General features: G+C 39.8%; 14 protein-coding genes. 6 read left to right on the forward strand and 8 right to left on the reverse strand.

Translation table 11 applies throughout. The features are described 5' to 3' along the window. Positions 1-9 precede the first annotated feature (9 nt). From tmk to dnaX, 4 genes are all read right to left on the reverse strand, one after another. A complete protein-coding gene (gene tmk, locus CBF29_RS10725; RefSeq protein ID WP_126809725.1) occupies positions 10-657 on the reverse strand; it encodes a dTMP kinase in 648 nt (215 codons plus the stop codon). A 129-nt stretch (positions 658-786) separates the two neighbouring features. After that, a complete protein-coding gene (recR, locus tag CBF29_RS10730; protein WP_126809726.1) occupies positions 787-1,383 on the reverse strand; it encodes a recombination mediator RecR in 597 nt (198 codons plus the stop codon). Between the two features lie 73 nt (positions 1,384-1,456). Then, positions 1,457-1,771 carry a YbaB/EbfC family nucleoid-associated protein gene (locus tag CBF29_RS10735; RefSeq protein ID WP_126809727.1) on the reverse strand — a complete coding sequence of 105 codons (315 nt, stop codon included), beginning with the start codon at positions 1,769-1,771 and terminating at the stop codon, positions 1,457-1,459. 78 nt (positions 1,772-1,849) lie between these two features. After that, a complete protein-coding gene (gene dnaX, locus CBF29_RS10740; RefSeq protein WP_126809728.1) occupies positions 1,850-3,583 on the reverse strand; it encodes a DNA polymerase III subunit gamma/tau in 1,734 nt (577 codons plus the stop codon). Positions 3,584-3,770: 187 nt separating this feature from the next. Here dnaX and CBF29_RS10745 point away from each other — a divergent pair, with 187 nt between their 5' ends. The 3 genes from CBF29_RS10745 to CBF29_RS10755 all read left to right on the forward strand — a co-directional run bounded on the left by CBF29_RS10745 (position 3,771) and on the right by CBF29_RS10755 (position 7,004). Continuing rightward, the gene (locus CBF29_RS10745) at positions 3,771-4,994 is read left to right on the forward strand and encodes an SPFH domain-containing protein (RefSeq protein ID WP_126809729.1); all 1,224 of its coding nucleotides are present in this window, start codon (positions 3,771-3,773) and stop codon (positions 4,992-4,994) included. An 85-nt stretch (positions 4,995-5,079) separates the two neighbouring features. Further along, complete coding sequence (locus tag CBF29_RS10750; protein ID WP_126809730.1) at positions 5,080-6,189, forward strand: TFIIB-type zinc ribbon-containing protein; 1,110 nt, start codon at positions 5,080-5,082, stop codon at positions 6,187-6,189. Next, positions 6,186-7,004, forward strand: coding sequence for a TPM domain-containing protein (locus tag CBF29_RS10755; RefSeq protein ID WP_126809731.1), 819 nt, complete (start codon positions 6,186-6,188; stop codon positions 7,002-7,004). Before CBF29_RS10750 ends, CBF29_RS10755 begins: the two co-directional genes overlap by 4 nt. A 420-nt stretch (positions 7,005-7,424) precedes the next feature. Here the strand turns inward: CBF29_RS10755 and CBF29_RS10760 are convergent, their stop codons facing one another. Both CBF29_RS10760 and CBF29_RS10765 read right to left on the reverse strand, forming a co-directional pair. Further along, the gene (locus CBF29_RS10760; protein ID WP_126809732.1) at positions 7,425-8,075 is read right to left on the reverse strand and encodes an HAD family hydrolase; all 651 of its coding nucleotides are present in this window, start codon (positions 8,073-8,075) and stop codon (positions 7,425-7,427) included. Positions 8,076-8,326: 251 nt separating this feature from the next. After that, entirely contained in the window at positions 8,327-8,557 is a 231-nt protein-coding gene (locus CBF29_RS10765; protein ID WP_126809733.1) for a hypothetical protein, read from the reverse strand. A 316-nt stretch (positions 8,558-8,873) separates the two neighbouring features. Between CBF29_RS10765 and CBF29_RS10770 the strand changes: the two genes are divergently transcribed. From CBF29_RS10770 to CBF29_RS10780, 3 genes are all read left to right on the forward strand, one after another. Continuing rightward, positions 8,874-9,152, forward strand: a complete 279-nt coding sequence (locus CBF29_RS10770; protein ID WP_126809734.1) for a hypothetical protein — start codon at positions 8,874-8,876, stop codon at positions 9,150-9,152. 133 nt (positions 9,153-9,285) lie between these two features. Beyond that, entirely contained in the window at positions 9,286-9,723 is a 438-nt protein-coding gene (locus tag CBF29_RS10775; protein WP_126809735.1) for a universal stress protein, read from the forward strand. A 1,326-nt stretch (positions 9,724-11,049) separates the two neighbouring features. Next, positions 11,050-11,352 carry a bacteriocin immunity protein gene (locus tag CBF29_RS10780; RefSeq protein WP_126809736.1) on the forward strand — a complete coding sequence of 101 codons (303 nt, stop codon included), beginning with the start codon at positions 11,050-11,052 and terminating at the stop codon, positions 11,350-11,352. 231 nt (positions 11,353-11,583) lie between these two features. Here the strand turns inward: CBF29_RS10780 and CBF29_RS10785 are convergent, their stop codons facing one another. Further along, on the reverse strand, positions 11,584-12,933 hold the full coding sequence (locus CBF29_RS10785) for a glucose-6-phosphate isomerase (RefSeq protein ID WP_126809737.1): 1,350 nt from the start codon (positions 12,931-12,933) through the stop codon (positions 11,584-11,586). Positions 12,934-13,124: 191 nt separating this feature from the next. Continuing rightward, positions 13,125-14,471 (reverse strand): NADP-specific glutamate dehydrogenase, encoded by a 1,347-nt coding sequence (gdhA, locus tag CBF29_RS10790; protein WP_126809738.1) that lies wholly within the window; start codon positions 14,469-14,471, stop codon positions 13,125-13,127. Positions 14,472-14,565 lie beyond the last annotated feature (94 nt).

Here is a 14,565-nt window from a genome sequence, read left to right on the forward strand (position 1 = left end):
GCCTTTCTGTTATGAATGAAACTTATCTGCATATTTTTGTTTTATTACCTGATAGCACTCCGTTACTACCTGATCCAATCCTTTACGAGCATTGATTGTTACAATCCTCTCAGGGAACTGCTCTGCTAGTTTTAAATACTCATGCTGAACTCTCTGATGGAACACAGCGCTCTCTTGATCCAAGCGGTCTAATTCCGCTTGAGTGCGCCCTTTCTGGATTCTGTTCAAACCAGTTTCCGGATCAACATCAAGATACAACGTCAAATCAGGGGTCAATCCCTCTGTCGCAAACTGATTGATTGAGGCGACTGCCTCAACCCCGATTTTGCGACCGGCTCCTTGATACGCAAGAGAGCTGTCAACAAAACGATCACACAAAACAAAGGTATTCTTTTCAAGAGCTGGCAATATTTTTTCAATCAGATGCTGGCGTCTAGCAGCTGCATATAGCAGGGCTTCCGTACGCTCATCCATTTCCATATTCTTCGGATCCAGAATGATTTGACGAATTTTTTCGGCAATCGGAATGCCGCCCGGTTCCCGTGTAACAATCAAGTCTACTTGGAGATTTTTCTTCAGCATACGCTCCAGCTTTTTGATTGCACTCGTTTTTCCTGCGCCATCTGGTCCTTCAATTGTTACAAACACACCTGTCAAAATATTTCCGCTCCTTCTTCTTCACGATAACATTCAATTATTTCAAATAATAAATCGCTAAGAATAGAGGTTTCCTCAGCCTATTTATTCTTTTATTCTACTTGATTATTCCGATTATGTCTACGGAATTCACATCTCCCGCCGGCCTTCCACTGCCTTCAAAAGGGTAATCTCATCTGCATACTCAATGTCGCTGCCTACAGACAGGCCATGAGCAAGTCTGGTCACTTTGATTCCCGCCGGTTTAATCAATTTAGACAAATACATGGCGGTCGCCTCCCCTTCAGTCGTTGCATTTGTTGCAATGATGACTTCTTTTATTTCATCATTGTGCAGACGCTGAATCAAAGAAGTAATATTGATGTCATCTGGCCCCGTACCATCCATCGGAGAAATGACACCGTGAAGCACATGATATTGCCCTTTGTATTCGCGCATTTTTTCCATCGAGATAACATCCTTAGGCTCCTCCACCACTAGCACTTGACTTTTGTCCCTTGAAGTATCTTGACAAATGGTACACGTTTCACTTTCTGCAATATTACCGCATATGGCACAAAAATGCAGGTCTCGCTTCACACTAATCAAAGCTTTGGCAAAGTCATTCACGTCTTCTTCACGCATGTCCAAAGTGAAAAAAGCTAGTCTGGCCGCAGTCTTAGCACCTATCCCCGGTAATCTCATGTAGCTTTCTATTAATTTAGCAATCGGTGCTGGATAATACATGTTCATCCTCTTTTCATAAAAAATTTAACCTATCCTAAAAAAACAGGAAGTTCCCCTCCTGCTCTTTTAAGCACTAGAATCCCGGCAACCCTTGAGTATATTTGCCCATAGTTGCTTCGGTTTCATCTGCAATTTGCGTCAGGGCATGATTGACAGCTGTCAATACTAAGTCCTGTAACATCTCCGGATCTTCCGGATCAATAACTTCAGGTTGAATACTTAACTCAAGCATTTCTCTTTTGCCATTGAATATAACTTTCACTAGATCATTTGCCGCTGACCCTGTAAATTCTTTTTTTTCTAAAGCTGCCTGAGCTGCTTCCATTTCTTTTTGCATTTTTTGAACTTGCTTCATCATCCCTTGCATGTTGCCCATTCCGCGCATCATCTTTTACATCTTCCTCTCACAGTTCTCTAGTTTATGCCGCTATTCTTACAGCAATCAAAACAATCTGTTTTTTATCCTTTATTCGTTCACAATTTCTACCACATCACTGCCAAAAAGCTCTAATGCTTTGTCCACGACCTGTTTTTCAGGATCCTCCTGGAGCAGTGCTGCATCCTCACGCATCTCCGTCGCTGTTTGACCAGAAGCTTGTTCATCCACCGGATTAGACTGCAAAAATTCCCGGCGCAACACACTCCATGAATCTTTAGGAACAAACACCACATTCAATTCTAACTGAATCAAACGCTGAATGCCGCTTGCAATCACTGTTTTAAGTTCCATATCATCATCAGCACGCTGACAAATGATTTCATAATCAAAGGCAATAACGACCCCTTTGCCGCTGGCTGCAACCGGCTGACTGGCCTTGAGCATCGCACGGTGAGTGACAGATAAAAATTGCAGCAACTCTTCCCAGACGTCCTGCGTCATACGTAAATATTCCCTAGTTGCTTCATGGAGAATCTGATAAACTTGCTCCTTCGGCAAACGATACTGTGTCACAGGCCGATTTTGTACAGGAGCACTAGCGGTTTGCGACTTGCCTTCCGCATTTGCATTAGCCGCCTGCCATTGCTTCATCTCATTTTTTAAAGCAGAAAGTTGCTCCTGCAGCTCAGTTATTTCCTGAGTAGACACTGAGGAGTGAGCCTCCATATTTTTTTCAGAGCCGCTGTCACTGGCTAATTTCACTGTTGCTACTTCCAAATAAATCGCTGTATGAGTCGACATCTTTAGTTGTCTTTGTGTGTCACTCAGCAAGTCAATGTAGCGATATATTTTTTCCGCAGGCAATGCCTGCGAAAGAGTTTTAAACTTCTCGCTTAAAAAGCCTCGCTCAGTTAAGAGAAGTTGCGGTGCCTGCTGGTAGATCAGCAAATCTCGACAATAAAACAGCATGTCCTCAATAAAACGGCTGCTTTCCTTGCCTTCAGACAAAATAGCTTGTACCGCTTGAAGGGCCTCATCGACACTGCCTTGGGCACATAATGAGACATACCGATCCATCATTTCTGTGGTCAAACTCCCTGTCACTTGCAAGGCAGCTTGATCAGTTAATTCACCATCGCTGAAAGACAATGCTTGATCCAGTAAACTCAAAGCATCCCGCATGCCCCCTTCAGCCGCTCTGGCAATAATATATAAACTTTGTTCTTGAAAGTTGATACTCATCTCTGACAATATATGCCGTAAATGCTCAACAATATCCTCTGCGGTAATACGTTTAAAATCAAATCGTTGCGTACGGGAAATAATCGTCGCCGGAATTTTATGGGGCTCAGTGGTGGCCAAAATAAACAAAACATTTTTAGGAGGTTCCTCCAGTGTTTTCAGCAACGCATTAAAGGCTCCTGTAGACAGCATATGGACCTCATCAATGATATATACTTTGTAAGTTGCTTGAGTAGGAGCATATTTCACCTTTTCTCGAAGGTCCCGAATCTCGTCAACACCATTGTTACTTGCCGCATCGATCTCTATCACGTCATTTAAACGTCCTTCAGTGATCTCTCTGCAAATATCACAGTCATTGCAAGGCTCCCCGTCTTTTTGATTAGGGCAGTTGATTGCCTTGGCAAAAATCTTGGCAGCACTTGTTTTTCCAGTTCCTCTTGGTCCGGTAAAAAGATAGGCATGAGAGGTTTTATGCTGCGATAAGGCATTTTTCAATGTTTGAGTTACCATCTGTTGGCCAACGAGGTCTGAGAAGCGTTGGGAGCGCCACACACGGTACAATGCTTGATAAGCCATGATTTCCTCTCCTGTACATTCATTTTGATTTTTACAGTTGATTCCTTAGTCATTTCGACACACAACTATAAATTTTCCTCTCATTATTATACGTGATAAATTAACAAAAAACCACCTTAAGACGTATTCAATAGATTTTTCCGATATGGTACAATGAATGCATAAAATAACGAATGGAGTGACAACTATGGGTATTATTAAAGCTGCTGCAAGTTCTGTTTCCGGTAGTCTGGCTGATCAATGGCTTGAGATTATTGAACCTGAGCAACTTACCAGCAAGACACTGATTACCAAAGGGGTACAAATCGTTCGCAGCCGCAGAAATGGTTCTAACACTAAACAAACAGACGGTGTGATTACAGATGGTTCTGTTATCCATGTTTACCCGAATACAATGATGCTGTTGATCGATGGAGGAAAAATCATCGATTTCACAGCGGAAGAAGGCTACTATACCGTAAAAAATGACAGTGCCCCTTCCATGTTCCAAGGTGATTTGCGTGCGTCCATCGCTGAATCTTTCAGTCGTTTTAAATATGGCGGTACCACGCCTAAAAACCAGCAGGTAGTTTATATCAACTTGCAGGAGATTACTGACATTAAATTTGGCACACGTGCACCCTTAAATTATTTTGATAACTTTTATAATGCGGAATTATTTCTGCGAGCTCACGGAAGCTACTCCATCAAAATCACAGACCCGGTACTTTTTTACGGAGAAGTTGCTTCAAAAAGCAGCGTACATTTGGAAACAGATGATTTGCCGAAACAATTTTTGGATGAGTTCCTGACAGCCTTGCAGACATCTATCGCTAAAATGTCAGTCGCAGGTGTCCAAATCAGTCATCTAGTCGCCAAATCTCAAGAATTAAGTCAGTATATGAGTCATGCGCTGGATGATGAGTGGCGCGAACGCCGCGGGATTGAAGTTGTCTCTGCAGCTGTGGCAAGCATCTCTTACGATGACGATTCTAAAGAGCTTATACAAATGCGCAACAAAGGAGCCATGCTCAGTGATGCTTCGATTCGTGAAGGGTTCGTTCAAGGTTCTGTTGCTAGCGGACTCGAACAAGCCGGCTCCAACCCAAGCGGCAGTGCTACTGCTTTTATGGGCATGGGGATGGGTATGGGCGCAGCTGGCAATTTTATGGGCGAAGCTTCCAAAACCAATAGAGAGCAAGCCGCTGCCCAAGCCAAACAACCATCTGCCAAAGACAGTTGGATTTGTCCAAATGACGGCACAGAAAACACTGGCAAGTTTTGTTCAGAATGCGGCGAACCTAGGCCGGCGGTTCAAGGCGACGGTATCCAAATGCGATGTAGCGAATGTCACGAAATCATCACTATTCATGGATCAATGCCTAAATTCTGTCCGGAATGCGGCAAACCGTTTTCCGGTACGGCTATTTAAGAAAAGAATTTAGATATAAGATGAGAATTTAGACAATAATTATTACACCAAAAAAACGGACGATTAAACATCAAGGAGGGATGGTATGAGTGAAGTATTAACACACAAGTGTCCAAATTGCGGTGGCCCTTTATTATTTGACCCGACAAAACAACTTTTTCATTGTGAATATTGTCTGAGTGAATTCAGCGAAGAAGCACTCACATCACTACTGACGGCCAAATCTGAAAAGACCTCCGCTGAAGCTGACCTGTCGGCTGATTTCGACGAACAGTCGTTAAATCATACAGACAGCGAAGATGAAGGAATAACTTTGGAACTTTTCAGCTGTCCCAGCTGCGGAGCGGAAATAGTCACAGATGAGACCACTGCAGCAACGTTTTGCTATTACTGTCACAATCCGGTGGTTTTATCTGGAAGAGTGAGCGGTGAATTCCTTCCCGAATCCATCCTGCCCTTTGCTGTCGACCGTAAAAAAGCAGTGGAACACTTCCTCGCTTGGGGAAGGAAAAAGAAATTTGTTCCCAAAGATTTTTTTAACGATGCACAAATAGAAAAAATCACAGGCGTCTATTTCCCTTATTGGCTGATTGATGGAGAACTGTCAGCTACCTATCACGCAAGAGGAACGACTATCCGCGTTTGGCGGGCAGGGGATTATGAAATGACCGAAACGAAATATTTTAATATCGCCCGAGAAGGAACTATGAATTTTCGTAATTTCATTAAAAATGCTTTGAAAAAAAATCAAACGCTGACGATGATCCAATCTGTACAGCCTTTTAATTTACAGCATACGAAAAAATTTTCATCTAAGTATCTTTCAGGATTTCAAGCCGATAAACGTGATTTGAATTATCAAGATTTGCAAGAAGAAGTCCGCAGCGAACTCAAAGGATACGGTCAGTCTCTGCTCAAAGATACGGTCAAAGGCTACACCCAAATTTTCCAAGAGCAAACAGATTTCCATGGCGTCAAAGATACGTCCCAATATGTCCTGCTGCCAGTGTGGGTGCTGACTTACCGAGGACGGGGAGATAAAAATCAGGAGCAGCTCTATTATTATGCCATGAATGGAGATTCTGGGAAGACTAGCGGCCGGCTGCCCGTCGACAAAAAGAAAGTCGGACTTTTTGCCGCCGCGATTTTTTCAGCCGTGTTTATCCTCGTATTGATCGGAGGGTATTTCATATGAAACGTTTGACATTTTTACTTCTCAGCGGAGTCATGTTCGTCTTATTTGCACTGATTAGTCCTCTAGTTTCGGCAAATGAACAGGTGGTTGTGGATAATTCCGGACTTTTTAGTGAAGAAGAAACTCTGTCCTTAGAACAAATGCTGCGTGAATTTATCAATGATACAAACATGGACGCAGTGGTTTTAACTACTAACAGTACGGACGGGCAAGCTATTGAGCATTACGCCGCAGATTTTTATGACTACAACGACTATGGTGTCGGAGAGCATAAAGATGGCTTTATTTTCATTATCGACATGGGTGAACGAAAGTTTGATATCGTCACCACAGGTAAAACGAAGGCTCTTTTGTCTGATTCAAGAGCCAGCTCCGTCCTTGACGCAGCGGAAAGCGACATGGGAAATGGCGACTTTCCAAGTGCCCTCCAAAGCGTGGTCAGTGCTGTGCGTAGTTATGTGGATCAAGGAATGCCTGCCGGCTATGCTTATGATGAAAACGTTGGCGAGTTAGACAAAGTAAAACGCATCAGCCCTTTAGAAGCACTGATCGCTTTCATTGTCGCAGCGGCTTCTGCAGGTGTCGCTATTGCCACCATCGCTTCAAGGTATCGGCTTAAAAAGAGCAGCTATTCCTACCCATACCGTGAGGAGGGAACTTTGAATTTGGCAGTGAAAAAAGACGATTTATTTGATGTCCGTATCACACGCCGGCATATCCCACGTCCTTCCAATAATAACAAAGGCGGTGGCGGAGGTTCATTTACCTCCAGCAGCGGGCGTTCCCATGGAAGCGGCGGCGGACGCAGTTTTTAATTAATGATGACTTCAAGAAACAGGATAGAAAAGCATTATCCAGTAAAATAAATTTCTACATGGTTTGTTTTTAAGAATCCTATAGTAAAAAACATCAATAACAATTTCTGTTTTGAAGATGCCATTTAGAACCTAATATCCTTTTTTTGAAGGGACTTTATTTGAATTAGCTGAAAGTTTAAGATAAGCTATACATAAGAGCTTTACACTAACAATTAACTCAATCATTTTATACCTAAACTCTATAAACTGATCCAATATTGAGGGAATATTGTGTAAAGTTCTTTTTTTGTGTTCAGTTAACGGAAATGTTTAAGGCTTAAAACAAGCTATTGAGAATCGGAGCACATTTTATTCTCAGCTAAAAGTGAGCTGTTCGATAAGCTATCGAGACTGGCGCTCTCAATTATTAACGTTTTCCTAAATCAACACGTTGATAATTTCCCTAGGAGCATCGACGATTGCTGTTGCTCCCGCTTGTTCCAATTCGTCACGAGAACCAAAACCATACAAAACCCCGATACTTTTCAAACCGTTTTTCTTTGCTCCCAAAATATCATACTCTCTATCGCCAATCATGACGACTTCTTCTTTTTCAATTGCGGGAAAATGGGTCAGAGCATAGCTGATAACTTCTGCTTTTTGCGAACGAGTGCCATCCATCTTACTGCCAAAAACACCTGCAAAATAGGTTTCTAAATTAAAATAAGTCATAATCTGCTTGGCATATTTTTCAGGTTTTGACGTTGCAATCCCAAGTAGCAATCCCTTTTCCAAAAGAATTTGAAGGACGTCTGACATACCCGGGTAAAGGTAATTTTCAAAAATGCCCTTCGTTGCATAGTACTCCCGGTAAAAATTAACTGCTTCATGACTTTCTTCGTCAGACAAATGATAGTGTTTCTGAAAAGAATCTTTCAGAGGAGGCCCTATAAATTTTTTCAACTGTTCATCAGATAAAAGCTCTAAATCCATATGTTTCAATGAATACTTTATTGCGGCAATAATCCCTTCTTCTGGATTAGTTACAGTGCCATCCAAATCAAACAATACCAACTTTTTATTCTTCATTTGACCAACTCCTTAACCATTTTATTTTACACAAATTTCTACTAATGCTCCTAAAATCATCACAATAAATTCACATCTTGAAGATATAGTATAAGCATACCAATAAACAACCCTAACAAAACTTTTCATTATTTACTCCTCCAAAGTAAATAAAATCTCCTTTAGCCCTCATGCGTAAAAGCTGAGGGCTTTTTTGTTGCCTTTTAAGCTTTTCATTAATAAAAACACATAACGACAGGCTATGTGTTTGATTAATACTTCTTCATATTTACTTCGTACTCAAAAATTTTACTTTTGATACTCATATCATCTGAGAACCCGTAGCCGCAATACACCAAATCGTTCACAAGCAATTCTTTTTCAGTTGCCTGCCTTTCCATCAGTATCACAGCAAAGCCATCATAGTAAGTCATCCTCAAGTAGCCTTTTGGAGAAGTACTGTTTCTAGAAATATAAAAATATCCGAATAAAGCTGTTTTCATACTCTCCCTCCCTTTCACACTTCCTATGATACCTACCATTATACCAAAACATTGATAAATTGACGATGAATGAATTCCTTTTAATCAATATATAACCTACAGTTTTTGTCAAAATCTAGATTACATTGTCATTTTAGGTTTTGATTTTACATCTATTCGATAGATAATCTTCAAACTAAAGATGTTCGGCGACAAAAGAATATATTACCTGTCTTCTGTCTCATACAGAGGGTGTGTCAGCATTTTTTATCTTTACAATCAGAACTAATGTTCGTATAATTATTGTGAAGAGCATTGTCATCCGGAGGGATAAACTATGAAAAAAAACTTAGTAGGGACATTTGAAAAAATCAGATTTATCGGCAATTATCCAAATATTATGATCCGCTTTACGCTAGTGACTGATGAAGGCAATGTCAACTGTATTGCAACTAAGGAAATCGCTAATAGTCTTATGATGATGACAGAAAAAAAAGAACTCGCTGTTTTTGGACACTACAATGCTAAAAATCAATTAATCATAGAAAAAATGATGATCAGAAATCCCAGCAGCTTCACCTTAGCCTACATCTCAAAGAACAGAAAATATATTTAACCCTCTCTGGAACAGATTATTTTATAAAAACGTCTTTAATGGTTCAGCAGCAATTACTTGAGAGAATAATAGGGTTCCTATTTTTTGTAAACGCTTCTTTGTGTTACAATAATAGACAAAGGAGGGGCTTAAAATGACTGTAGAATACAAGAAAATACTTGTCGCATTTGATGCTTCGGAACAATCTAAAGTTGCTGTGGAACATGCTAAATTATTAGCCCAATTAAATAATGGACACGTCACTATTTTGCAAGTCCTCGAACCAATTATTGACTACTTGGCTCCTGATTCATATGTGATCAGTGAACTCACTAAATCACAAAAAGAAATACAGACAAATTTGAAACGAACGCTGGAAAATAATTATATTGCTGAGGGAAATGATAATATCGATGTGATGGTTTTGATAGACACGCCAAAAGATGCCATTGTCAAATTCGCCAGAGAAAATAATTTCGACATCATTGTCATGGGGGCAACTGGGAAACATGGTATCAACAAACTGTTGATGGGGTCCACTGCTTCTTATGTCGTCAATCATGCCCCGTGTACTGTTATGACAGTTAAATAACGATTTTCCTTTTAAATATTGGCACTAATACACTGTTCAAAAGAATCAGCTGGTCTGTCCGGCATTGCCCCGTATATTTTCATAAAAAAACAAGTCTAAGAGATAATCTAGGCTTGTTTTTATCTTTCACTCTATCTCATCATCAAATCATCTGTCTTTTATTTCTTAGAATAGACAACTCCCATCCTTTAGCTAAGAAGTGAACGCCATAAACCATGGATAATGAAGAAAATAAATGCTGGCAAGGAAGTGAGCGTATATACCAGACGGTTGTAATAGATTATTCCCCGAAGGCTGACAAAATGGCACAAGCAATCGTGAAAAAGGCGAATGAAATGCACGATAAAGGATTTATTCTCGTCACAATGTCAATCACTAACTCAGCAAAAGCGATTCTAGTATTCAAACAAAGTGAGTAGATTATTTGCGAAGTTGAAAAGTCATTTTATTTTGATAAAATGATTCTTTTTGCTGTTTTCTAGTTTCGATGATGTTATATATTCGAAACATCATTATTTTTGCATACAGCATTCCTCAACAACTACGGATTCAAATGACGGCATCTCTGACTCCCAATTAGTCATAATTCTTGCCGTTCATTGACTATTATTTAGAGTGTTAATAGTTCAGAAAAATTAGATTCAAATATCCCGGTTTAATTGCTGCAATATAGCTAAACAATTAAAAGGAGTCATTATATGTTGGAATTTATTAATTCAATCAATCCCATTTTTTTAATAGGGTTTTTCTCTATGGTCATCTTTATAAGTATTGGTTATCAAGGCATAAAAGAAATTAAAAGACAGAAACGAGGTTCTAAGAACTAACGCTTAGAATCTTTTTTCAATTTCAAACTAAATATTTCATCGCAATGATTCTACTTCTTAATTTAATGCTTTAGGAATCGGTATTCCCCCCATTTAGCATTATATTTTGAAGTGTGCTATAATGCATGAATACGAAAGATATTTTTATGCGACAACTTTAATTTGTTTTTATGAAATTTATTCAAAACTGGCGTAGCTAAAGGGCTACAAGGGTGTATTAGTGGTTAGGGAATACATCGTTTAAATGAGAAATAGTTAATTTTTAGTAATAGTAAACTGCAACCTTAGAATAATAAATATTGATTAGTTAGATAGCCTTCTCATGATTGAGAAGGCTATCGTTCATTTTGAACTTAATAACCCGACGATAAACAGCTATCCCCATAAAATATAAAATGCCCGTTCTCTCTCATAAAAAACTAATCTGTTTTTCATCCCTCTTGATTTTCCAAAAAACAGGCGTAATATGTTGGTTAATTCTTTTATTGGGGGGAAATTCATGAAGCATGTTAACAAGGCTGATGAAATGTTTAAAAACATCAGCACAGCTTATTCAGACGAGCAAATCAAAAAAATACCTGAGTTGCAAAAAATTCTTTTAATGTATGGGGCAGAATTAGAAAAGACTGGTGATTTCAAATTAGTCGCAGCTAAACTATGCAGAGCTATCGAGCAAGAAAGCTTATACAAGCATTTTGACCTCCCGAAAGCCTTAATGACCTTGTACCATCAACTTAAACCTGAAGCTAGAAAATATGAAGCAGTCATGGTCAGTGCCATGATGACACCTTTTTGGCTCTAACATCTGACAGGACTTCCGTAAACTCGGGAGTTCTTTATTTTTTATCATGATGAAAATATTCTACCATTTTCTGCCGACAACAGGCACATATAGGTGTTTTGCTATTAAGTACATAGAAATTTTACCTAATAAAAAACTACTCAACCATTTGCCCTCTGCTTGACCCCTCTCGGAGGATTTCAGAGCTTTTACGTTGAGTAGTTTTTATTTTATATTGTTAGAAACATTGAATTACAGACGTTCGTTCAATTCTTTTGCCAAGTCTTCAAAGCCCGGTTTGCCTAACAAAGCAAACATATTTTTCTTGTAAGCTTCTACACCCGGCTGGTCAAACGGATTTACGCCGTTCATGTAACCGGAAATACCGCAGGCAATTTCGAAGAAGTACATCAAATACCCCAAGGTGAACGCATTTTGTTCCGGAATCGTAATGACGAAGTTTGGTACATCTCCATCTGTATGAGCTAACAAGGTACCTTCAAAAGCCTTCGTGTTGACAAAATCCACATCTTTTCCTTGCAAATAACCCAAGCCGTCCAAATCTTTTTCTGTGATTGGAATATTGATATTATGACGAGGCTTGTCTAATTTGATGACTGTCTCAAAAATATTGCGGCGTCCTTCTTGGATGTATTGTCCCAGTGAGTGCAAGTCTGTAGAAAAATTAGCACTGGAAGGATAAATCCCTTTTTGGTCTTTACCTTCTGACTCGCCAAATAATTGTTTCCACCATTCTGAGAAATATTGCAAGCTTGGCTCATAGTTGATCAGAAGCTCTGTCACTTTACCTTTGCGGTATAAAATATTACGCAAAGCCGCATATTGATAAGCCGCATTTTCCTCCAATTTGTCGCTGGAGAAGTCTTTACGTGCTTGGTTGGCCCCTTCCATCAGTTGTGAAATATCAGCACCGCTGGCAGCAATTGGAAGCAATCCCACTGCCGTCAACACTGAAAAACGTCCGCCCACATCGTCAGGAATAACAAAAGTTTCCCAGCCTTCTTCATCAGCTTCAACTTTGACTGCCCCTTTAGCCTTGTCAGTTGTCGCATAAATACGTTTGTTGGCTTCTTCACGGCCGTATTTTTTAATCAGCATTTCTTTAAAAACTCTAAAAGCAATCGCTGGTTCAGTTGTTGTCCCAGATTTTGAAATCACATTGACTGAAAAATCACGGTCTCCGATGATATGAATCAAGTCTGTCAAGTACGAAGAACTGATACTGTTACCGGCGAAGAAAATTTGCGGTGCTTTTCTTTCATCATTGTCCAGCAAGTTGTAAAATGAATGATTTAAAAAGTCCAAAGCCGCTTTTGCTCCTAAATAAGAGCCGCCAATCCCAATGACAATCAATACTTCTGAGTCAGATTGAATTTTTTCCGCTGCCTTTTGGATTCGTGCAAATTCCTCTTTATCATAATTTTCCGGCAAATCGATCCAGCCTAAAAAGTCATTGCCTGCCCCTGTTCCTTCGCGAAGTTCTTTGTGCGCAGCTGATACCTGATTTTGCATATACCCCAACTCATGCTTGCCAATAAAAGTACCTTCTACTTTTGAATAATCAAATTGAATATGTGCCATTTTCTTCCTCCTAAGTTTGATGGTTCCGTAACCATGATTTTTAAGGTCATTTCCCAACAAAGAGTAGCAACTGTCCTTAAAAGTTTAACACTTTCTCTATACTATATACTTTACGTTTTTTTCATTCTTTTTTCAAGTAAACACAGCAAGTTTTTACTCTTTCTCAGAATAATAAAAAAGGCCTAGAAACACTAGACCAATCCTTGGATAATCATTGCATCAGCCACCCTTGCAAAACCGGCAATATTAGCACCGATAACTAGGTTGCCTGCATGACCGTATGTCTTTGCTGTATCTCGACAGGTAACATATATATCTTCCATAATCTTTTCAAGCTTGCCATCGACTTTTTCAAACGTCCACGGTAATCTTTGCGAATTTTGCGCCATTTCTAATGCGGAGACCGCCACACCCCCTGCATTAGCTGCCTTAGCAGGGCAAAAGAGCACACCATTTTCCTGAAAAACTTTAACTGCTTTAAGTGTTGAAGGCATATTAGCTCCCTCTGCCACTATTTTCGCACCATTTTCAATAATAATCTTAGCGGAAACCTCATTGATTTCATTTTGGGTCGCACAAGGCAAGGCAATATCATAGCTTTCCTTCAGAGTCCAGACAGACTCATTAGAAAAATATTTGGCACTAGGTTTTCTTTCGGCATACTCTGATATCCGGCCCCTCTTAACTTCTTTTATCTCTTTCAGCAGTGCAACATCAATGCCCTGCTCGTCATAAATAAAACCGTTGGAATCACTGCAAGTCACTGCCACAGCACCTAGCTGATGTACTTTTTCAATAGCATACGTTGCCACATTTCCACTGCCGGAAACAGCAACTTTTTTTCCTGCCAAACTATCCTGGTAATCTTTCAGTAAGTTTTGTACGAAATAAGCCAAACCGTAACCAGTAGCTTCCGTGCGCGCCAAACTTCCCCAAATTCCAAGAGGTTTACCAGTCAGTGTCCCGCTGCTATATTGCTGGATTCTTTTATATTGGCCAAAAAGATAGCCGATCTCTCTGCCCCCCACACCGATATCTCCGGCAGGCACGTCGGTATCCGGGCCGATATAGTTTTGCAGTTCCAACATAAAACTTTGACAAAAACGCATGATTTCGCCGTCGGATTTTCCTTTTGGATCAAAGTTGCTGCCACCCTTGCCGCCGCCGATAGGTAAACCTGTCAAACTATTTTTAAAGACTTGTTCAAACCCTAAAAACTTCATAATACTTTCGTTGACTGTCGGATGGAGACGCAAACCGCCTTTATAAGGTCCAAGTGCAGAATTAAATTGAATTCTGTACCCTCGGTTGACCTGCCATTTTCCCTGATCATCTTGCCAGGGGACTCGAAATTTGATGACCCGTTCTGCTTGCATTAATAATTCTAAGATACTGTTTTCTTCAATCTGCGGATTTTGCTCAACATAGACTTCAATACTAGGCAAAAATTCGTCCACCGCTTGCAGATATTCGGCTTGATAGGGATTTTCACGTTGAATTCTTTCTCTAATCGTTTTTAAATACTCATTTTTTAACATTCTCATCCCTCTTTCATCATTTTTTAATAGTATAATCTATTTGTGAAAAAAAATAAATTCATTTTTTTTATTTTTTCTTATGGTACACTATTTT

It is taken from the genome of Vagococcus elongatus (genome assembly GCF_003987645.1).
Lineage (GTDB): Bacteria > Bacillota > Bacilli > Lactobacillales > Vagococcaceae > Vagococcus_A > Vagococcus_A elongatus.